The sequence below is a fragment of the Micromonospora sp. NPDC093244 genome, from assembly GCF_040683695.1.
GTDB lineage: Bacteria > Actinomycetota > Actinomycetes > Mycobacteriales > Micromonosporaceae > Micromonospora.
This window is the reverse complement of the sequence record NZ_JBFBEO010000002.1, coordinates 1150048-1170534: the sequence shown is the minus strand read 5'-3', so window position 1 is coordinate 1170534 and position 20487 is coordinate 1150048. Positions and strand designations below refer to the sequence as shown.

The 20487-nt window shown below is 72.1% G+C and carries 16 protein-coding genes; 11 read left to right on the top strand and 5 right to left on the bottom strand.

Annotated elements, in window-relative coordinates; genetic code table 11:
• Nucleotide 1: 1 nt before the first annotated feature.
• Nucleotides 2–349: an Rv3654c family TadE-like protein gene (locus AB0N27_RS15600; RefSeq protein ID WP_364369075.1), complete on the top strand. Its 348-nt coding sequence runs from the start codon at nt 2–4 to the stop codon at nt 347–349.
• Between the two features lie 107 nt (nt 350–456).
• Here AB0N27_RS15600 and AB0N27_RS15595 read toward each other — a convergent pair whose 3' ends face one another.
• The 3 genes from AB0N27_RS15595 to AB0N27_RS15585 all read right to left on the bottom strand — a co-directional run bounded on the left by AB0N27_RS15595 (nt 457) and on the right by AB0N27_RS15585 (nt 3862).
• Nucleotides 457–1035: a hypothetical protein gene (locus AB0N27_RS15595; RefSeq protein ID WP_354816220.1), complete on the bottom strand. Its 579-nt coding sequence runs from the start codon at nt 1033–1035 to the stop codon at nt 457–459.
• A gap of 99 nt (nt 1036–1134) precedes the next feature.
• The gene (locus AB0N27_RS15590; protein ID WP_364369072.1) at nt 1135–1341 is read right to left on the bottom strand and encodes a hypothetical protein; all 207 of its coding nucleotides are present in this window, start codon (nt 1339–1341) and stop codon (nt 1135–1137) included.
• Between the two features lie 100 nt (nt 1342–1441).
• A complete protein-coding gene (locus tag AB0N27_RS15585) occupies nt 1442–3862 on the bottom strand; it encodes a DEAD/DEAH box helicase (RefSeq protein ID WP_364369069.1) in 2421 nt (806 codons plus the stop codon).
• Nucleotides 3863–4002: 140 nt separating this feature from the next.
• Here AB0N27_RS15585 and AB0N27_RS15580 point away from each other — a divergent pair, with 140 nt between their 5' ends.
• The 7 genes from AB0N27_RS15580 to AB0N27_RS15550 all read left to right on the top strand — a co-directional run bounded on the left by AB0N27_RS15580 (nt 4003) and on the right by AB0N27_RS15550 (nt 13340).
• Nucleotides 4003–4359 (top strand): STAS domain-containing protein, encoded by a 357-nt coding sequence (locus AB0N27_RS15580; RefSeq protein WP_139583733.1) that lies wholly within the window; start codon nt 4003–4005, stop codon nt 4357–4359.
• Nucleotides 4356–4793 (top strand): ATP-binding protein, encoded by a 438-nt coding sequence (locus AB0N27_RS15575; protein ID WP_364369066.1) that lies wholly within the window; start codon nt 4356–4358, stop codon nt 4791–4793. The genes AB0N27_RS15580 and AB0N27_RS15575 overlap by 4 nt, the downstream gene beginning before the upstream one ends.
• A gap of 317 nt (nt 4794–5110) precedes the next feature.
• The gene (locus tag AB0N27_RS15570; RefSeq protein ID WP_364369063.1) at nt 5111–7471 is read left to right on the top strand and encodes a sodium-translocating pyrophosphatase; all 2361 of its coding nucleotides are present in this window, start codon (nt 5111–5113) and stop codon (nt 7469–7471) included.
• Nucleotides 7472–7573: 102 nt separating this feature from the next.
• Nucleotides 7574–8116, top strand: a complete 543-nt coding sequence (locus tag AB0N27_RS15565) for a hypothetical protein (protein ID WP_364369060.1) — start codon at nt 7574–7576, stop codon at nt 8114–8116.
• A gap of 143 nt (nt 8117–8259) precedes the next feature.
• Nucleotides 8260–8832 carry a hypothetical protein gene (locus AB0N27_RS15560; RefSeq protein WP_364370747.1) on the top strand — a complete coding sequence of 191 codons (573 nt, stop codon included), beginning with the start codon at nt 8260–8262 and terminating at the stop codon, nt 8830–8832.
• A gap of 352 nt (nt 8833–9184) precedes the next feature.
• Complete coding sequence (gene topA, locus AB0N27_RS15555) at nt 9185–12034, top strand: type I DNA topoisomerase (protein WP_364369057.1); 2850 nt, start codon at nt 9185–9187, stop codon at nt 12032–12034.
• Nucleotides 12035–12113: 79 nt separating this feature from the next.
• A complete protein-coding gene (locus tag AB0N27_RS15550; protein ID WP_364369054.1) occupies nt 12114–13340 on the top strand; it encodes a CapA family protein in 1227 nt (408 codons plus the stop codon).
• 50 nt (nt 13341–13390) lie between these two features.
• Here AB0N27_RS15550 and AB0N27_RS15545 read toward each other — a convergent pair whose 3' ends face one another.
• Nucleotides 13391–14707 (bottom strand): D-arabinono-1,4-lactone oxidase, encoded by a 1317-nt coding sequence (locus tag AB0N27_RS15545; RefSeq protein WP_364369051.1) that lies wholly within the window; start codon nt 14705–14707, stop codon nt 13391–13393.
• 226 nt (nt 14708–14933) lie between these two features.
• On the opposite strand from AB0N27_RS15545, the gene AB0N27_RS15540 reads away from it, so the two are divergent.
• Nucleotides 14934–15536, top strand: a complete 603-nt coding sequence (locus tag AB0N27_RS15540; protein WP_364370744.1) for a TetR family transcriptional regulator — start codon at nt 14934–14936, stop codon at nt 15534–15536.
• A gap of 19 nt (nt 15537–15555) precedes the next feature.
• Here AB0N27_RS15540 and AB0N27_RS15535 read toward each other — a convergent pair whose 3' ends face one another.
• Nucleotides 15556–16764 carry an alanine racemase gene (locus AB0N27_RS15535; RefSeq protein ID WP_364369048.1) on the bottom strand — a complete coding sequence of 403 codons (1209 nt, stop codon included), beginning with the start codon at nt 16762–16764 and terminating at the stop codon, nt 15556–15558.
• 149 nt (nt 16765–16913) lie between these two features.
• Between AB0N27_RS15535 and tmk the strand changes: the two genes are divergently transcribed.
• The gene (tmk, locus tag AB0N27_RS15530; protein WP_364369045.1) at nt 16914–19172 is read left to right on the top strand and encodes a dTMP kinase; all 2259 of its coding nucleotides are present in this window, start codon (nt 16914–16916) and stop codon (nt 19170–19172) included.
• Entirely contained in the window at nt 19172–20431 is a 1260-nt protein-coding gene (locus AB0N27_RS15525) for a DNA polymerase III subunit delta' (RefSeq protein WP_364369042.1), read from the top strand. The genes tmk and AB0N27_RS15525 overlap by 1 nt, the downstream gene beginning before the upstream one ends.
• The last annotated feature ends 56 nt before the right edge of the window (nt 20432–20487 follow it).

Below are 20487 nucleotides of genomic sequence, written 5' to 3'. Positions count from 1 at the left end.
GTTGGAGGCGGAGCGCGGGGGTGCGACAGTCCTGATCCTGGCGATCGGGCTGGTCTTCGTGCTGTTCGGGACGTTCGGCGCGGCCGTCGCCGCCGCCGGGATGGCGCGTCAACGGGCAGCGGTGGCCGCCGATCTCGGCGCCCTGGCCGGCGCCGCCCGGGCACTCGACGGCGACGAGAGGGCCTGCGCGTTGGCAGGTGACATCGCCGGACGCAACGGGGGCCGGCTGACCGCTTGTCGCCTCGACGGGCTGGACATGCTGGTGACTGTCGAGGTGGCGTTCACGCCCCTACCCGGAACGTCCCGGGTCGCGACGTCGACGGCCCGGGCCGGCCCGCTGCGCGGCTGAGCAGGAACCTGACGCGCCGTGCGCCAACGGGCCGCGCGCCAACGGGCCGCCCGCCAGCGCGCCGCCCGCCGCGGATCAGCGGCGGGCGGCGCACAGGGGCTGGACTGTCAGCGCGACTGGAGCGCGTCGAGCGCCACGGCCATCGCGATGACGAGGCGGCGGTCGAGCTGCGGGTTCTGCACCTCGACGACGTACTTGTCGCGCAGGCCCCACTTCTTCACCACGGTGAAGGCCGGCTGGCCATTGGCGGTGAAGTCGAAGTGGTACGGCAGCCAGGACAGCGAGTCGACGAACCGGCGCAGCAGGGCAACCGGCAAGCTGCGCTCCTGACCCGTCACCTGCGGCAGACCGGCCTGCTCGACGTGCCAGGTCGACCGCAGCAGCGACTGGGCGAAGTCCTTGCGGAACAGGCCGATCGCGTTGCCGGCAGCGTCGGTCACGTCGTACGTGGCACCGAGGTCGAGGCGCTGACGGGCCTTGAAGCCGAGCAGGGGCTGCTGCTTCGAGTCGTCCGTGTAGATCGTCACCTGCTCCTTGAAGGCGAGTCGCTTCTGCTGTGCGAACGCGAGCAGCTCACCCTCGGTGCCGTCCGGGGAGACCGCCCGGACCTCGTACTGGTTGACCATCATCCGCAGCCGCTGGCGGACGTGGAACTGGTGCTGGCTCTGCAAGTTGTCGAGCTGCATCTGATCTCCTCAGGGAAATGATGCGCCGGAGTCTCGCACAGCCCGGCAACCAACCGCGCCCCCGCTCTCACCATCGGTGCCGGCGACCCGCCCGTGAGGTCAGCGGCCGTCCGCTGTCGCTACGCGCAGCGCCCACGTGTTGAGGACCTGGTGGATGCCGCGCAGCCGTTCGTTGATCTGCTCCAGCCGTTCCGCCTGGGCCAGCGCGGCAAGCGCGGAGCCGAGCGCGATCTGCTGGTCGAGGGTGAGTTGTTCCTGGTCGATGGTGTAGAGCAGGTCGACGGTCTCGGCGATGGTGTCGGCCACGGCTCCTCCTCGGGGCGCGGGGGTGAACAGCAGGACAGGCATCGATGGAAGCGCTCCCATGCATTGTGCCCCGTGCCGGGTGGATTCATGCAAGGGTCGATCAGGCGGGCAGGTTCGCGAGGACCACGTCGAGCACTCGGACCGCGTCCGGCTTGGAGAGCGGGTTGTTGCCGTTGCCGCATTTCGGTGACTGCACACACGACGGGCAGCCGGCCTCACAGCCGCACTCCGCTATCGCGTCCCGGGTGGCCCGCAGCCACGCCGACGCCGTCCCGTACGCCCGCTCCGCGAAGCCCGCGCCGCCCGGGTGCCCGTCGTAGACGAACACGGTGGGCGCCTCCGTGTCGGGGTGAACGGCGGTGGAGAGTCCGCCGATGTCCCACCTGTCACAGGTGGCCATCAGCGGCAGCAGGCCGATCGCGGCATGTTCGGCGGCGTGCAGCGCACCAGGCACGTCTGCCGGCTGGACCCCGGCCGAGGTCAACGACTGCGGCGACAGCGTGAACCACACCGCCACCGTGCGCAGCTCGCGGGTGGGCAGGTCCAGCGGCCGGGTGTCGATCACCTCGCCGGTGGCGATCCGCCGCCGCTGGTACGACACCACCTGGCTGGTCACGTCCACCTCGCCGAGGAACATGCCGACCGGGCCGGCGTCCACGTAGGAACGCACCGACACCACTGACAGGTCGGTGACGTCCCGTGCGTGGGTGGACCAGTCCGGCTCCTCGACGTGCACAAGCGCGCAGCCGTCGGCGAGGTCGAGGTCGTCCACCACGTACGAGACGCCCTGGTGCAGGTAGACGGCCCCGGGGTGGAGCAGGAAGTGCGACGAGCCGCCGTCGACGGTGCCGAGCAGCCGGCCGGTGGCCGACTCCACCACGCAGACCGGTGCGCCGCCCTCGCCGCGCAGGTCCACCTCGGGGCGTTCCCGGTGCCGCCAGTACCAGCCGGTGGGCCGCTGCCGTAGCGCCCCGGCGGCCACCAGCTCGTCGATCGCCTCCTTCGCCCCGTCGCCGAAGAGCGACAGGTCGGCAGGGGTGAGGGGCGCCTCGACGGCGGCGCAGGCCAGCTGCGGGGCCAGCACGTACGGGTTGGCCGGGTCGAGCACCGTCGCCTCCACAGGCGCCCCGAAGATCGCCTCCGGGTGGTGCACGAGGTAGGTGTCGAGCGGGTCGTCGCGGGCCACCAGCACGGCCAGTGCCTCCTGCCCGGAGCGCCCGGCGCGGCCCGCCTGCTGCCACAGTGACGCCCGGGTGCCCGGGTAGCCGCAGATCAGCACGGCGTCCAGCCCGATCAGGTCGACGCCCAGCTCCAGCGCGTTGGTGGAGGCCAGGCCGAGCAGGTCGCCGTGCAGCAGCGCCCGTTCCAGCTCGCGCCGCTCCTCGCGCAGGTAGCCGCCCCGGTAGGCGGCCACCCGGTCGCCGAGCCCCGGGACGGCGTCGTCAAGTGCCCGGCGGGCGTTGGCGGCCACCACCTCGGCGCCCTTGCGGGAGCGGACGAACGCGAGTGTGCGTACCCCCTCGGCGACCGTGTCGGCGAGCAGGTCCGCGGTCTCGCGCAGCGCCGACCGGCGGACCTGGTGGAGGTCGTCGTGGTCACCGGTCGCCTGCGGGGGCACCGGGGGCGAGGATCCCGAGTCGGGTGGCAGCAGCGGTGGCTCCCAGAGCGCGAAGGTGACCCCGCCGCGCGGTGAGGTGTCCTCGGTGACGGCCGTCACGGGCAGGCCGGTCAGCCGCCCGGCCGCGGTCGCCGGGTCGCCGGAGGTCGCCGAGGCGAGCACGAACACGGGGGTGGCCCCGAACCTGGCGCACTGCCGGCGCAGCCGACGCAGTACGTGCGCCACGTGCGAGCCGAAGACCCCCCGGTAGGTGTGGCACTCGTCGATCACCACGTACGCGAGCCGGCGCAGGAAACCGGACCACTGGGCGTGCCCGGGCAGGATGCCGTGGTGCAGCATGTCCGGGTTGGTCAGCACGAACCGGGAGTGCCTGCGGATCCACTCCCGCTCGGCGCGCGGAGTGTCCCCGTCGTAGCAGGCGGGGCGTACCCCCTCCAGCTCCAGACCGGCGACGGCCCGCAACTGGTCGGCGGCGAGCGCCTTGGTCGGTGCCAGGTAGAGCACCGTGGCCCGGGGGTCGGCGAGCAGGGTGGCCAGCGCCGGGAGCTGGTACGCCATCGACTTGCCGGACGCGGTGCCGGTGGCGACGACGACGTGCCCGCCGTCGTACGCGAGGGTGGCCGCCTCGGCCTGGTGCCGCCAGGGTGCGGCGACGCCGCGACGGGCGAACGCCTCGCGCAGCTCCGGCGGTGCCCACGGCGGCCACGGCGCGGGCACCCCGGCGCGGGCCGGTACCCGTTCGACGTGGGTGACCGGGTCGCCGGCGGTTCGGGCACGCAGCCGACGCAGCAGGTCGACAGGCGTTGGCCCGACGCCTGGACCTGCGGATACGGTGGCGCTGGCCGACGGCTCCAGGTCATGCCGCGGCGACAGACGCGCGGAGCTGAAGTCGTCGGAGGTCACGCCCTGCACTCTCGCACTGGTGTTCGGAGATGAAAAGTCGGGCCGGGGGGTAAAGGGAAGCCTCCGCCGGCGACCGCAGGCTGGCCCGGCGGTAATGGTTAGATGCCCAGAAGAGTTTACGGCTCTGGCGAGGAGGACCGATGGAGCTGTCACTGGCGACCCGCACCGTGGGTGAGCACACGGTGCTCGAGGTCGGCGGTGAGGTGGACGTCTACACCGCGCCCCGGCTCCGCGAACGGCTTCTCGAACTGATCGACGGCGGCGCCCGGCACGTGGTGGTCGACCTCGGTCGGGTGGACTTCCTCGACTCCACCGGGCTGGGTGTGCTGGTCGGCGCGCTCAAGCGGCTGCGTACGGCCGGCGGCTCGTTCGCCCTGGTCTGCGACAAGGAGCCCCTGCTCAAGATCTTCCGGATCACCGCGTTGGACCAGGTGTTCCCGCTGCATCCCACTGTCGATGCCGCGGTCGGCGCGGAGCCGAGCGGCGCCAACGCGTGATGGCGACAGTCCGGCTCTCCTTCTCCCCGGCGCCGGTGCACGTACGCACCGCCCGGCTGGTCGGCGTCGCCGTCGCCAGGCGCGCCGGGGTCCGTGAGGACCTGCTGGACGAGGTGCGGCTGGCCATCGGCGAGGCGTGCACCCGGGCCGTCGCCCTGCACCGGCAGTACGGCGTGCCCGATCCGGTGCTCGTGGAGATGTCCGACGGTGGCTCGTACGCGGTGCGGGTGGTCGACCGGGCGCCGATCGAGGCCAGCATCGGGCTGGCGGCGCTGCCGCCGGACGAGCTGGCCAACGAGTCGCTCACCGACGAGGCGTTGACCACAGGCGTCGGCTTCGCGCTGCTCGCCGGCTTCGTCGAGGACCTCCAGGTGCGACCTGTCGACGAGGGCGTCGGCACCGAGGTACGGATGGTGTGGCCGGTCGGCCGCTGATCCACGACTGTCGTAGGAAGGCCGCATCCCCGTCGGGATGCGGCCTTCCTGTCATGGATCGATCCCTATATCAGATTTCGTTTCATAACACAGCGACGAAGATCATCGAGACACGGTGCCACCTGCGTGTGACCTCCAACACTGTGGAGGGCTACAGTACCCGGGTTGTCAGCAAGTGATCCATCCCGCAGCCAGCGGGTATGGGTGGTCATCGCTGGTCCGCTGGTGTGGGTTGGCGCGCTTGCGATTCCGCATCCAGGCGCTGGTCGGTGCGTCTCCACCCACCGGCGCGAGTGTTCGGTAACAGGAGGACACAGATGTCCGAGACCTTGGCCGCCGACGGCGGCGGGCTTTCCCTTACCGGAAGCAATGTGACGTACGTCGTCATCGCCGCGGTGATCGCGCTGGTGGCGCTCGTCTTCGCCGCCGCCCTCACAAAGGCGGTGTTGGCAGCCGGCAAGGGCACCACCAACATGCAGGAGATCTCGGGGGCGGTCCAGGAGGGCGCCTCCGCCTACCTGCTCCGCCAATTCCGCACCCTGGCGATCTTCGTCGTGATCGCCGTGGTGCTGCTCTTCCTGCTGCCGGTGCACGACACCGACGGCAGCGAGACGGCCGTGAAGATCGGCCGCTCGCTCTTCTTCGTGGTGGGCGCACTGTTCAGCGCGTTCATCGGCGGCGCCGGCATGTGGTTGGCCACCCGCGCCAACCTGCGCGTCGCCGCCGCCGCCCGGGAGCGACAGGGTGGCCGCGAGGCCGCCATGAAGATTGCCTTCCGGACCGGTGGCGTGGTCGGCTTCCTCACCGTCGGCCTGGGCCTGTTCGGTGCGGCGCTCGTCGTCCTGGTCTACCGGGGCGACGCGCCGACCGTGCTGGAGGGCTTCGGCTTCGGCGCCGCGCTGCTCGCGATGTTCATGCGGGTCGGCGGTGGCATCTTCACCAAGGCCGCCGACGTCGGCGCCGACCTGGTCGGCAAGGTCGAGCAGGGCATCCCGGAGGACGACCCGCGCAACGCCGCCACCATCGCCGACAACGTGGGCGACAACGTCGGTGACTGCGCAGGCATGGCCGCCGACCTGTTCGAGTCGTACGCGGTGACGCTTGTCGCCGCGCTCATCCTCGGCCGGGCCGCGTTCGGCGAGGACGGCCTGGTCTTCCCGCTGATCATCTCCACGATCGGTGTGCTCGTCGCGATCGTCGGCGTCTTCATCACCCGACTGCGTGCGGCGGACCGCAACGCGCTGACCGCGATCAACAGGGCCTTCTACCTCTCCGCGGTCCTCTCCGCGGTGCTGGTGGCGATCGCCGCGTACGCGTACCTGCCGGCGACCTTCGCCGGTCTGGAAGGCGGGCTCACGGACGTCGACCGCAACCCGCGGCTGGTGGCCATCGGCGCGGTGGTGATCGGCATCGTGCTGGCCGCCGCGATCCAGGCGCTGACCGGCTACTTCACCGAGACCAACCGTCGCCCGGTGCAGGACATCGGCAAGAGCTCCCAGACGGGTGCGGCCACAGTCATCCTCGCCGGCATCAGCATCGGCCTGGAGTCTGCCGTCTACTCGGCGCTTCTCATCGGCGCCGGCGTCTTCGGCGCGTTCCTGCTGGGCGGCAGCTCCATCACGCTGTCGCTGTTCGCGGTGGCGCTGGCCGGCACCGGCCTGCTCACCACCGTCGGCGTCATCGTCGCCATGGACACCTTCGGGCCGATCTCCGACAACGCCCAGGGCATCGCGGAGATGTCCGGCGACATCGACGAGCACGGCGCGCGGACGCTCACCGAGCTGGACGCGGTAGGCAACACCACCAAGGCGATCACCAAGGGCATCGCGATCGCCACGGCGGTCCTCGCCGCCACCGCGTTGTTCGGCTCGTACACCGACTCGCTGCGCACCGCGTACGCGGACGCCGGGGTGGGCGACGTGGGGTCGGAGATCCTCAACTCGCTGAACGTGGCCAATCCGCGCAACCTGGTCGGCCTCATCATCGGCGCGGCTGTGGTCTTCCTCTTCTCCGGGCTTGCCATCAACGCGGTGTCCCGCTCGGCCGGTGCCGTGGTGATGGAGGTCCGCAGGCAGTTCCGTGAGCTGCCCGGCATCATGGACCGCACCCAGCGCCCGGAGTACGGCAAGGTCGTCGACATCTGCACCCGGGACGCGCAGCGCGAGCTGATGACCCCCGGTCTGCTCGCCATCCTGGCGCCGATCGCGGTCGGCTTCGGTCTCGGGCCCGGCGCGCTGGCGTCGTACCTGGCCGGGGCGATCGGGGCGGGCACCCTGATGGCGGTCTTCCTGGCCAACTCCGGTGGCGCCTGGGACAACGCCAAGAAGCTCGTCGAGGACGGCGCGTACGGCGGTAAGGGCTCCGAGGCGCACTCCGCGACTGTCATCGGCGACACCGTCGGCGACCCGTTCAAGGACACCGCCGGCCCGGCGATCAACCCGCTGATCAAGGTGATGAACCTGGTCTCGCTGCTGATCGCGCCGGCCGTGGTGGCGTGGAGCGTCGGCGACGACCGCAACGTCGGTCTGCGGGTGACCATCGCGCTGGTGGCGACGGCGATCATCGTGGCGTCGGTGATGTTCAGCAAGCGCAAGGGCATCGCGATGGACGACTCCGACGCCGGTGGCAACACCGGCGCGGGCAGCACGGACCACCGCCCGGAGACGGTCAGCGCCTGACCGTCGACGGCACCGGGGTCCCCGGTCGACGTACGCGTCGGCCGGGGACCCCGGCCGTCCGGACCGGTGCCACGCCTGGCCAAAGGCCGTACGCTGCAACGCATGCGTACGTGCCGGGCGTCTGCCGCCGGAAAGTTCACGGTGGTCCTGGCCACGATCGTCGTCGTGCTCACCGGCTGCGGAGGGAACCCCAGCCCCCGGGCCTGGGCGGCCACCGTCTGCGGTGCGCTCACCCCGTGGCGCTCCGAGATCGACAAGCTGACCAGCAGCACGGATGAGCAGATGACCGCGCAGACCACCCCGGCGCAGGCCAAGGAGAACCTGGTGCGGCTCTTCGGCGGGGCGGAGCAGGCGAGCGAGACCGCACGCCGCAAGGTGGAGCAGGCCGGCGTGCCGGAGACCGACAACGGCGAGGTGATATCCGCAGGCTTCCGTGGCTCCCTGGAGAAGATGCGGGACGCGTACGGTCGGGCCCGGGACACCATCGACAAGCTGAGCACAAGCGAGCCGACAGCCTTCTACGCCGGTGTGCGGGCCGCCGTCGAGACGCTCAACAAGGAGTACGACGCCAGCGCCCTGGACACCAGCCAGCTCAACTCCGAGGAGCTGAAACAGGCCTTCGACGAGGTGCCGGAGTGTCGCTGAGCGGGCTCGGTGACCCCGGGAAGGCGCAACCGCCCCCGGCGCTGTTCCCCGCGCCCGAGCCCGACGTTTCCGTACCCGCGCGGCGGCGCGGCGGCCCGGCCCACCCTGACCCACAGGTCCCGGCCGACGACGCCGGCAGGCAACTGGTCTTCTTCGGCGCCGACGCGGTCGAGCCGACGGTCGCCGACCTGGCCGGACTGCTCGCCGGCCCGGGCGAGGTGGTACGGATGGGCGGCACCGCACGCCTCTCGGTACGTGTGGACGCCGCCTGGCGGGTGCACGTGCTCGTCGCCGAACTGAGACAGCGCGGGCTGGCGGCGAGCTGGGAGCCGACCGGGGACGAGCGACACGCCGTCCGTACGTCGTACACCCGGGTCTTGAAACCGCTCGCGGCAGCGTGGCTGAACGGCCCGGCGAAACGCCCACCTGCCACCTTCCATCTCACCGGCCGGCGGCTGCGGTTGTGGCTCGCCGCCGCCGGGACGCCGGAGCCGCCCGGCGGGTTCCTGCTGGGGCTGGGGGAGAGCGACCGGGAGTGTTGGGAACCGGTGGGCGCGGCGCTCGCCGCCGCCGGGTTGGCCGGCACGTTCGTCGGCTCTGACGAGGGCGGACCGGCGTACCGGATCACCGGCCGTCGCCGCCTGGCCCGGCTCGCCGAGCTGGTCGGCGGCCCTCCGCCCGCCACTCCGGCCGACGCCTGGCCGGTGCGTCCCTGACCCGCCCTGTCGGGTGGGGGCGGGCCTGGGCGGCGAGGTGTCAGGTGTAGGACAGTCCGGCGGGTCGATCCAGGCCGAAAACGGGCGGGTCGGGCCTCGGCCGACGGTCCGCCATCGTCACAGTGACCCGCTTCGGGGCCTACCCACGGTGTACGGTGGCGCCGTCCGGCAGTGCCGAGCGCGGCGGGGCGGGAGTTGACCGTCGCGCGGTGGCGGTTTGCCGCCCGCGAAACCCGAAACGCGGACGGCGCGTTACGTTGGACATCCGGACCGCCGGTGCGACGGCGGGGTCGAAAGCGGTCGCTGTCCGGGCGCCGGCAGGCCACGAGCAGGAGTGAGGTCGGGGAGAGACGTGCCGAGCAACGCTGGAACCACCCGTCTGGTCATCGTCGAGTCACCGGCGAAGGCCAAGACGATCTCGGGCTACCTCGGCCCGGGGTACGTCGTGGAGGCCAGCTTCGGTCACGTCCGCGACCTCCCGCGCAACGCCGCCGACGTGCCTGCCAAGTACAAGGGTGAGTCCTGGGCCCGCCTCGGCGTGGACGTGGACAACGGCTTCCACGCCCTCTACGTCGTCTCCGCCGACCGCAAACAGCAGATCAGCAAGCTGGTGAAGCTGGCCAAGGAGGTCGACGAGATCTTCCTGGCCACGGATGAGGACCGCGAGGGCGAGGCGATCGCCTGGCACCTGGTGGAGACGCTGAAGCCCAAGGTGCCGGTCAAGCGGATGGTCTTCCACGAGATCACCAAGCCGGCGATCCAGGCGGCGGTGGCCAACCCCCGGGAGATCGACCGCGACCTGGTCGACGCCCAGGAGGCGCGGCGGATCCTCGACCGGCTCTACGGCTACGAGGTCTCCCCGGTGCTGTGGAAGAAGGTCATGCCGAGGCTCTCGGCCGGCCGTGTGCAGTCCGTGGCGACCCGGATCGTGGTCGAGCGGGAGCGGCAGCGGATGGCGTTCCGCACCGCCGAGTACTGGGACATCCTGGCCACTCTCGCCGTGGCGGACGCCGGCGAGGGGCCACGAAACTTCAACGCCACACTCATCGCGCTGAACGGCGACCGGATCGCCACCGGCAAGGACTTCGAGCCGACCACGGGCCGCGTCCGCGCCGGCGCCGGGGTCGTCCACCTCGACGAGAGCGGCGCCCGTGGGCTGGCGGCCCGCCTCGACGGGCGGCAGTTCACCGTCACCCGGGTCGAGGAGAAGCCCTACCGCCGCCGCCCGTACGCGCCGTTCATCACCTCCACCCTCCAGCAGGAGGCGGCCCGCAAGCTGCGCCTGTCCTCGCAGCAGACGATGCGCACCGCGCAGCGCCTGTACGAGAACGGCTACATCACCTATATGCGTACCGACTCGGTGAACCTGTCCGAGACGGCCATCTCGGCGGCTCGCCGGCAGATCGTCGAGCTGTACGGCGAGCGCAGCGTGCCGCCGGAGCCGCGCCGCTACACCGGCAAGGTGAAGAACGCGCAGGAGGCGCACGAGGCGATCCGCCCGGCGGGGGACAACTTCCGCACCCCGGGCGAGGTGGCCAAGGAGCTGTCCGCCGAGGAGTTCAAGCTCTACGAGCTGATCTGGCGGCGCACCATCGCCTCGCAGATGACCGACGCGGTCGGCTCCAGCGTGTCGGTGCGGATCCGGGCGGTCTCCACCTCGCAGGAGGAGGCCGACTTCGGCGCGACCGGCAAGACCATCACGGACCCGGGCTTCCTGCGCGCGTACGTCGAGTCCTCCGACGACGAGAACGCCGAGGCCGAGGACGCCGAACGCCGGCTGCCCACCCTGGTCAAGGACCAGCCGCTGACCGCCGACGAGCTGGCCGCGCAGGGCCACCACACCCAGCCGCCGTCGCGCTACACCGAGGCGTCGCTGGTCAAGGCCCTGGAAGAGCTGGGCATCGGCCGCCCGTCCACGTACGCGTCGATCATGCAGACGATCCAGGACCGGGGGTACGTCACCAAGCGCGGTCAGGCGATGATCCCGACCTTCCTGGCGTTCGCGGTCATCGGGTTGATGGAGCGGCACTACCCGCGCCTCATCGACTACGACTTCACCGCCACGATGGAGAACGAGCTGGACGAGATCGCCGGCGGTGACCACGCCGCTGTCGACTTCCTCACCGCGTTCTACTTCGGCAGCGCCAACGGTGCCGGCGACCAGGACATCGCCCGCTCCGGCGGGTTGAAGAAGCTGGTCACCGAGAACCTGAGCGACATCGACGCGCGCAGCGTCAACTCGATCCCGCTCTTCACCGACGACGAGGGGCGCGAGGTCGTCGTACGGGTCGGCCGGTACGGGCCGTACCTCCAGCGGGAACTGCCCGGCGGGGAGCAGGCGGCACCGGCTCCGGCTTCCGGCGAGGGCGACGAGGGCGGCACCCAGGGCGACCGGGCACCGATCCCCGAGGGCCTGGCCCCGGACGAGCTGACCCCGGAGAAGGTGCACGAGCTGTTCCTCGGCGGCGGCGGTGAGCGCAAGCTGGGCGACGACCCTGCCACCGGCGAGCCGATCGTGCTCAAGTCCGGCCGGTTCGGTCCGTACGTGTCCAGCGGCGAGCGCAAGTCGTCGCTGCTGCGGACGCAGACACCTGACTCGCTGACCCTGGACGAGGCGCTCAAGCTGCTCAGCCTTCCCCGGCTGGTGGGCGTCGCGCCGGACGGTGTCGAGGTGTTCGCCAACAACGGGCGTTACGGCCCGTACGTGAAGCGAGGCGAGGAGTTCCGGTCGCTGGACTCCGAGGAGAAGATGTTCACGGTCACCCTCGACGAGGCGCTGGCTCTGCTGGCCGCCCCGAAGACCCGTGGCCGTCGTGCCGCCGCGCCGCCGCTGCGGGAGATGGGCGTCGACCCGGCGACCGAGAAGCCCTTGGTGATCAAGGATGGGCGCTTCGGCCCGTACGTCACCGACGGGGAGTTCAACGCGTCGCTGCGGCGCGGGCAGACCCCTGAGGCGTTGACCCTGGAGGAAGCCTCCGAGATGCTCGCCGAGAAGCGGGCCAAGGGTCCGGCGCCGCGCAAGAAGGCGGCGGCGAAGAAGGCGCCCGCCAAGAAGGCGACGGCCACCAAGAAGACGGCCGCCGCCAGCAAGTCCACGGCCGCGAAGAAGACCACCACCGCCAAGGCGACGGCGGCCAGGAAGGCGGCCCCGGCGAAGAAGGCGGCCCCGAAGAAGGCCACCGCCAGTCCTGCCGAGGAGTGACAGCCAGCAGGCCGCCCCTAATGGGTTAAATGTCCAATTTGGTGGCGAGGCTCTGGTGTGGACTGCCTAATGTGAGGGGATGTTCGCAGCTCCTGTCCCGCGCCGGCGCGTGCTCGTCGGTGCTGCGGCGGGTGCGGTGCTGCTCGCCGTGGCCGCGGTCGGCATCCGGACGATGGACGCGGACAGCCCTTCGCCAGCCGTCGCCACGGCGTCGCACGCCTCCCCGCACACCGTCGCCCCCGGGTCGTCCACCGGGCTGACCCGGGATCCCGCCAACCGGCGGACCGTGCGACTCGTCGCCGCCGGTGACGTTCTGATCCATCCAGCGGTGACCGACCAGGCGCGCCGGGACGGTGCCCGCGCCGGCGGTTTGGACTTCGCCCCGATGTTCGCCGGGGTCGCCACGGCGGTCCGCGGCGCCGACCTGGCGCTGTGCCACCTCGAGACGCCACTGGCCGATCCCGAGGGCCCGTTCGCCGGCTATCCGTCGTTCAACGCGCCTCCGCAGGTGCTCGACGGGCTGCGCACCACCGGATTCGACGGCTGCTCGACCGCCTCCAACCACACCCTCGACCAAGGCGCCGACGGAGTGGCCCGGACAATCCGCGCACTCGACGCCGCCGGGCTGGGGCACACCGGCAGCGCCCGCAGCGCCGCCGAAGCGGCCAGGCCCCGGATCTACCAGGTCGGCGACGTCCGCGTCGCCCACCTGGCGTACAGCCTGAACTTCAACGGGCTGAGCCGCCCCCCGGGCCAGCCGTGGCTGGCCAACCTGATCGATCCGCCCGAGATCCTCGCCGCCGCCCACAAGGCGCGCAGCGCCGGCGCCGACATCGTCGTGCTCAGCCTGCACTGGGGTACGGAGTATCAGCACCTGCCGGACGCCGACCAGCGGGCCTGGGCCCAGCAGCTGATCTCTTCGCCCGACGTGGACCTCATCCTGGGCCATCACGCCCACGCGGTGCAGCCGTTCCAGCGCTTCGGCGACAAGTGGGTGGTCTTCGGCATGGGCAACGAACTGGCCCGGCACGAGGAGCCGATCGACGACAACCGCGAGGGTGTGATGGCCCGGGCGACCTTCACCGAGACCGCCCCGGGGCGCTGGACGGTGACCCGGATGGAGGCACTGCCAACCTGGACCGACCTGGCGCCGGCCCTCCGGCTGGTTGACCTGACCGCAGCGCTTGCCGACCCGGGTACCCCGCCAGGTCTGCGGGGCGACTACCGGGCGGCGTACCAGCGGGTGCTCGGTTACGTCCGGGCCCTGGGTGCCGGCGCGGACCAGGTGGTGGCGTCGGGCGGCTGAGCGCCGCCGCCGAGGCCGCCGTCGACCTGGCCGACCTCGCGCGCTAGCCGTCAGGCCCCGAGGACGTGGGTCAGGTGAGGGCTGGCGAACACCCGGTCGGGGTCCAGGCGGTCACGGACGGCCTGGAAGTCGGCGAAGCGGGGGTACGCGGTGGCCAGCGAGGCCGCGTCGCGGTAGTGCAGCTTGCCCCAGTGCGGGCGACCGCCCAGCTCGGTGGCGACCTTCTCGAAGGCCTGGAAGTACGGCTCGTACGGCATCCCGACGTACTGGTGCACGGCGATGTACGCGTTGTCCCGGCCGTAGCCGTGCGAGAGCCAGATGTCGTCGGCGGCGGTGAAGCGCACCTCGACCGGGAACAGCACCTTGAACGGCAGCCCGTCGACGATCCGTCGGAGCGCGGCGAGCGCGTCGGGCAGCGCCTCACGGGGAAGCCCGTACTCCATCTCGACGAAGCGGACCCGGCGCGGGGTGCAGAAGACCCGGTCGGAGCGGCCTGTGTAGTGGCGTTCGGTGAGCGCGCGGGCGGACACGGCGCTGATGCCGGGGGCCAGCGCCGGCAGGGCCCGGCCGAGACGGCAGGCGCCGGCGAAGACGGTGTTGGACAGGAAGTCGTCGTCCAGCCAGCCGCGCCAGCGGGGCAGCGGCCGGTCGTTGGTGGGTACCCGGTCGTTGGCCTTGACCTGGACCCGGGACGTGTACGGGAACCAGTAGAACTCGACGTGGTCGTGTCTGCCGATGAGCGCCGGCAGATCGTCGAGCACATCGGTCAGGGCGGCGGGGCGTTCGTGGGCGCGCAGCACGAAGGCGTCCACGCAGCGCAGGGTGACCTCAACCAGGACGCCGAGCGCGCCGAGGGACACCCGGGCGGCGGCGAGGACGTCGGGGTGTTCGTCAGCCGAGCAGCGCAGCACCTCGCCGGTGCCGGTGACCAGGGTGACCGCCTCGACGAAGGTGGACAGGCAGCCGTAGCCGGCGCCGGTGCCGTGGGTGCCTGTGGAGATCGCCCCGGCCACGGTCTGCGCGTCGATGTCACCGAGGTTGGGCAGCGCGAGTTGGTGCCGGGCGAGCAGGCTGTTGAGCGCGTGCAGGGTCATTCCGGCCGGTACGGTCACCAGTCGGCGTTCGACGTCGACGCTGATCGTGGTGGCCAGTTCGGCCAGGTCCATCCGCCTGTCGTCGGCGAGCGCGACGGCGGTGAACGAGTGGCCGCTGCCGGCCACCCGGATCCGGTGACCGGTCGACGCCGCGTCCCGGACGGCTTCGATGACGTCGTCCGGCGAGGCGGGGCGCAGGATGGCGGTGGCGCTGCCACGCTGGTTGCCGGCCCAGTTGGACCAACGGGCGGTGAGCGGTGCGGTGCCGGCCATGCGCGCTCCTCATTCATGAATATGAACTGACTTCATATCAGGAACGTTGTACCTGGTAAATACCGCAATCGAGCTCCGCTCGTTGTACCGGTAGTCACGGACTCGTGACGTGTAGATATGTTCATCCGTCGAAGGGGGGTGGCGCCGAGTGTCCACACCAGCCGCCACGACCGGGCCGCTGCGCCGCGTACCGGTGCAGGGTCGAAGTGTCGCGCGGGTACAGCGCATGTTGGATGCCTGCGCCGAACTCGTCGACGAGGTGGGGTACGAGGGACTGACCACCACCCTGCTCGCCGAGCGTGCCGAGGTGGCGATCGGGTCGGTCTACCAGTTCTTCCCGGACAAGCGGGCGATCGTGCAGGCGCTGACCCTGCGCACCATGGAGTCCTACCTCCAGCGGCTCGACGAGCGGTTCGCCTCCGACGAGATGACCCACTGGTGGGACGGCGTCGACGCGGGCATCGACGAGTACATCACGATGCACCGCACCGTCCCCGGCTTCCGTACCCTGCACTTCGGCGACGTGGTCGACCTGCACCTGCTCGACGAGCAACGGGACAACAACGGCGTGATCGCCGACCAGTTGGCCCGGGTGCTCACCGAACGTTTCGGCCTCACCGACGTACCGAAGCTGCGCTTCGTGCTGGAGATCGCGGTGGAGGCGGCGGACGCGCTGATCAAGCTCGCCTTCCGCCGGAAGCCCAACGGTGACGAGCGGGTGCTGCTGGAGGCGAAGGCGCTGATCCGGGAGTACCTGCACCGTCAGGTCGACGGCCGGGACAGCGACCGGACCGCCGACGAGCCGGCCGGGGCGGCGCAACCCGCCTGACGCGGCGCCGGGGCCGGCCTCAGAGAAAGGCCTGCCCCTCGCCCCGGTAGGTGGGCACGGTCGCCACGACCGCGTCCCCCTCGACCAGGTGCAGCTCGTTGACGCGTTCGCACAGCTCGCCGGCCTTGGCATGGCGGAACCACACCCGGTCGCCGACGCGCAGGGCGGCAGCTGCCGGGCCGGCCAGCGGGGTCTGCACCTCGCCGGCGCCCTCGGTCCCGACCAGCTTCAGCCCGGCCGGCAGCCACGGCCGGGGCAGCCGGCTGTCGGCGGCCGGACCGGAGGCGATCCACCCGCCGCCGAGCACCGTCGCCAGCTCCGGCGTCGGCCGGCGGACCACCGCGCAGGCGAAGAACGCCGCCGGGGTGGGCCGCCAGGCGCGGTAGGCGTCGAAAAGCGTCGGCCCGTACAGGCCCGATCCCGCGGTGACCTCGGTGACCGCGGGATCGGCGCTGGTCGCGGCCACGCTGCCGGTGCCGCCGCCGTTGACGAATTCCAGGTCGGCGTGTTCGCGTACCGCGGCCACCGCCGCACCCCGGCGGGCCAGCAACTCGCGGTACGACCCGCGCTGGGCCAGCCTGATCGCGCCGGCCAGCAGCGTCTGCCCCGGCGGAGCGTCGCCCAGGCCGGCGATCTGCGCCTCGTACGACATGAGCCCGACCAGCCGGAAGCCGGCCCGGCCCGCGACTGTGGCGGCGAGCGCGCCGGCCGCCCGGGCGCTGTGCACAGGTGAGCGGCGTACGCCCACGTGCACCCGCCCGCGCAGCGGTCGCCAGGACGCGTCCAGATCGAGGCAGAGCCGCAGCTCGGCGCGCTGCCCGGGGGCGCGGACGTGGTCGATGAAATCGAGCTGCCCGGTGCCGTCGATCATCAGGGTGATCGCGGCGGCCAGTGCCGGGTCGGCGGCCAGCTCGGCGAGGGCCGCCCGGTCTGCGGTGGGGTACGCGAGCAGCACGTCGTCGCTCACGCCGGCCCGGACGAGCCAGATCGCCTCGGGCAGGGTGAACGCCATCACGCCCCGCCAGCCACGCCGGCTGAGCGCCCGGCTGATCAACTCCCGGCTGCGGACCGACTTGCTGGCGAGGCGGACCGGCTTGCCGGCGGCGCGTTCGGCAAGCGCGACCGAATTGGCGTCGAAGGCGGTGAGGTCGACCACGGCGTACGGCGGGTTGAGGTGGGTGGTCGCCCGGTCCAGGCGCTCGCGAAGTTTGTCGCTTTCGATGGCCACGTGTGCACGCTAACTGTCCGACGATGAATGCGAAACACCCTCGCGTACGTCCGGGCTGCGGTCGGTGCCTCAAGCGGCCTAGGCTCAGCGAGCAGGAGAATGTCGCCGGTGGGGCGGCCCCCCACCGGGACTAGAGTGTTCCACCGGGAATGCCCAGCGATGGGCCGGCACGTGGAGGTACGGCCATCGAAAGCCAGAACAGCGGCGAGTCGCCCGGCGTGTCGCGCCCGGGGGACCAGTCGGGCAACGCCGCCAACAAGCCCAACGGCGGCCAGGTCGACGCGTCCGGCTACGCCGCCATCCGCTCGGTGCTGCGCATCCGGCCGTTCCGCAGGCTCTGGATCGTGCTCGGCGCGGCCTCCTTCGGGGACTGGCTCGGCCTGCTGGCCACCGCCCTCTTCGCCGCCTCGCAGGTGCAGGGCAGCACCGCCCAGGGTGCCGCGTTCGGTGGGGTCACCGCGATCCGGCTGCTGCCCGCGCTGGTGCTCGGTCCGGTGGCCGGCGTCTTCGCCGACCGGTTCGACAGGCGCTGGACGATGGTCATCTGCGACCTGCTGCGCTTCGTGCTCTTCGCCTCCATCCCGCTCTACGCCCTCAGCGGTGCCGCAGGCGGCCTGGTGGTCGGCTGGGCGCTCATCGCCACCTTCCTGATCGAGTCGCTCACCCTGCTGTGGATTCCGGCCAAGGAGGCCGCGGTCCCCAACCTGATCCCGCGGGCCCGGCTGGAAGCGGCCAACCAGCTCACCCTCATCACCACCTACGGCCTCACCCCGGTCGCCGCGGCCATCGGCCTCGCCGTGCTCGACCGTGGTGTCCGAGGCGCCGTGGGCGGCGACCTGCCCTCCTGGGCGGAGCCCGCCCAGCTCGCGCTCTGGTTCAACGCCTTCTCCCGGCTCGCCACCGCGTTGGTGGTGGCGTTCGGGATCAAGGAGATCAGCGAGGCGCAGCGCGGCGAGGCGGAGCGTGCCGAGCAGAGCATGTTCCGGCAGTTCTCCGAGGGCTGGAAGTACATCGGCCAGACACCGCTCGTCCGAGGCCTGGTGCTCGGCATCTTCGGCGCCTTCGCCGGCGGCGGCATCGTGGTCGGCACGGCCAAGTTCTTCGCCAACTCGCTGGGCGCCGGTGACGCCGCGTTCTCACTGCTCTTCGGCGCGATCTTCGTCGGCCTGGCGCTCGGCATCGGCCTCGGCCCGATGGTCGTCAAGGAGATGTCCCGGCGCCGCTGGTTCGGCATGAGCATCGTGCTCGCCAGCGCCGCCGTGATGACCCTCGCCTTCGCCATCCACCTGTCCATGGCGATCGTCGGCGCGGTACTTGTCGGCGCCGGCGCCGGCATGGCCTTCCTGGCCGGCACCACCCTGCTGGGCGGCGAGGTGGCCGACGAGGTGCGGGGCCGGGTCTTCGCGGTGGTGCAGATCGGCACCCGGCTGGTGCTGATCCTGGCCATCGGGCTGAGCAGCGTGCTGGTCGGCGTCGGTGGCTCACGCAAGCTGGAGATCGCCGACCTGGGCCTGTCCATCTCGTCGACCCGACTGCTGCTGCTCGCCGCCGGTGCCGCGGGCATCTTCGCCGGGATCAGCGCGTTCGGGCAGATGGACGACAAGAAGGGCGTACCGGTCCTCGCCGACCTCTGGGGCTCCATCCGGGGTCGTCCGCTCATGCCGTCCGAGCCGTTCGTCTCCGCCGGGCTCTTCGTGGTCTTCGAGGGCGGCGAGGGCGCCGGGAAGTCCACCCAGCTCACCGCGCTCGCCGAGCGGTTGCGCGATCAGGGGTGCGACGTCGTCGTCACCCGCGAGCCGGGGGCCACAGGCGTCGGACAACGGATCCGGTCCCTCGTGCTGGACACCTCCGGCGACGACGCGCCGTCCCCACGCGCCGAGGCGCTGCTGTACGCCGCCGACCGGGCGCACCACGTGGCCACCGTCGTCCGTCCCGCGCTGGTCCGGGGTGGTGTGGTGATCAGCGACAGGTACGTCGACTCGTCCCTGGCGTACCAGGGTGCGGGGCGTACTCTCCCGGTCGACGAGGTCTCCTGGCTCTCCTCCTGGGCCACCGGCGGCCTCAAGCCGGACCTGGTGGTCCTGCTCGACGTCGAGCCGCGCACCGGCCTGTCCCGGGTGGCCTCGCGCAACACCGGCACCGACCGCCTGGAGGCCGAGTCCGTCGCGTTCCACGAGCGCGTCCGGTACGCCTTCCTCGACCTCGCCGCCTCCGACCCGAAGCGCTACCTGGTGCTCGACGCGTCCCGGCCGGCCGACGAGATCACCGCGCAGGTGGTCCGCCGGGTCGAGGAGATGCTCGGCAAGCCGGGCGGCATCGTGCACCCCCGCCCGGCGCAGGGCCCGGACACGTCGGTGCAGCCTGAGTTATCCGATGCGGAGCTGGTGACGATGGAGCACAAGACCTGATGCCTGACGTCTTCGCCGACCTGGTCGGTCAGGACGAGGCGGTCGCCGAGCTGCGCCGGGCCGCCGCCGCGGCAGCGGCCGTGCTACGCGCCGGTGCCGCCGACCGGGAGCCCGCGCTGATCGCCGCCGGCCCGACCAGCGGCACCGACGCCGCGCCCGGTGGCGTGGACCCGTCGAGCGGGATGACCCACGCCTGGATCTTCACCGGCCCGCCCGGCTCCGGCCGCTCGGTGGCCGCGCGGGCCTTCGCCGCCGCGCTCCAGTGCGCGTACGGCACCGGCTGCGGCGAGTGCCCCGGCTGCCACACCACGATGGGCGGCACCCACGCCGACGTGCGGATGGTGGTGCCCGAAGGGCTGTCCATCGGCGTCGGCGAGATGCGTGCGCTGGTGCTGCGCGCGGCCAGCACGCCGTCCGGCGGGCGGTGGCAGGTGGTGGTCATCGAGGACGCCGACCGGCTCACCGAGGCGGCCGGCAACGCGCTGCTCAAGGCGATCGAGGAGCCGCCACCGCGTACGGTCTTCCTGCTCTGCGCCCCGTCCACCCACCCGGACGACGTCTCGGTGACCATCCGGTCGCGCTGTCGTGTCGTACCCCTGCGGCAGCCGCCGGCCGTTGCGGTGGCCGAGGTGCTGGTCCGGCGGGACGGCATCGCGCCCGACGTGGCGCAGTGGGCGGCGGCGGCCGCGCAGGGGCATGTCGGTAGGGCCCGCCGGCTGGCCCGCGACCCGGAGGCCCGTAAGCGACGCGAGGCGGTGCTCGCCGTTCCTCGCCGGCTGACCGGTGTCGGCGCGGCGTTCGACGCGGCGTCGGCGCTGATCGAGGCGGCCGAGGCGGAGGCCGAGGCGTCGGTCGCCGAATCGGACACGGCCGAGCGGGCGGCTCTGGAGACGGCGCTCGGCGCGGGCGGCACCGGGCGGGGCGCGGCAGGCGCGATCCGGGGTGCCGCCGGCCAGCTCAAGGAGTTGGAGAAGCGGCAGAAGTCCCGGGCCACCCGCGCGCAGCGTGACGCGCTGGACCGGGCGCTCGTCGACCTGGCCGGCTTCTACCGCGACGCGCTCACCATGGCGCTGCGCGCCCCCGTCGTCCCGGTGCACACCGACACGGCGGCGCTGGCCGGTGCCGGCGCCCAGAAGTGGGACGCCGAGGGGGCGCTGCGCCGCCTGGAGGCCGTGCTCGCCTGCCGGGCGGCGATCGAGGCGAACGTCAAGCCGCGGATCGCGGTCGAGGCCATGATGCTCGCCCTCTGGAAGGGCTGACCCGCAGCTCCCCGGCCCGTGGTCCCACCCGGGGGACCGGTCATCCACAGGCATCG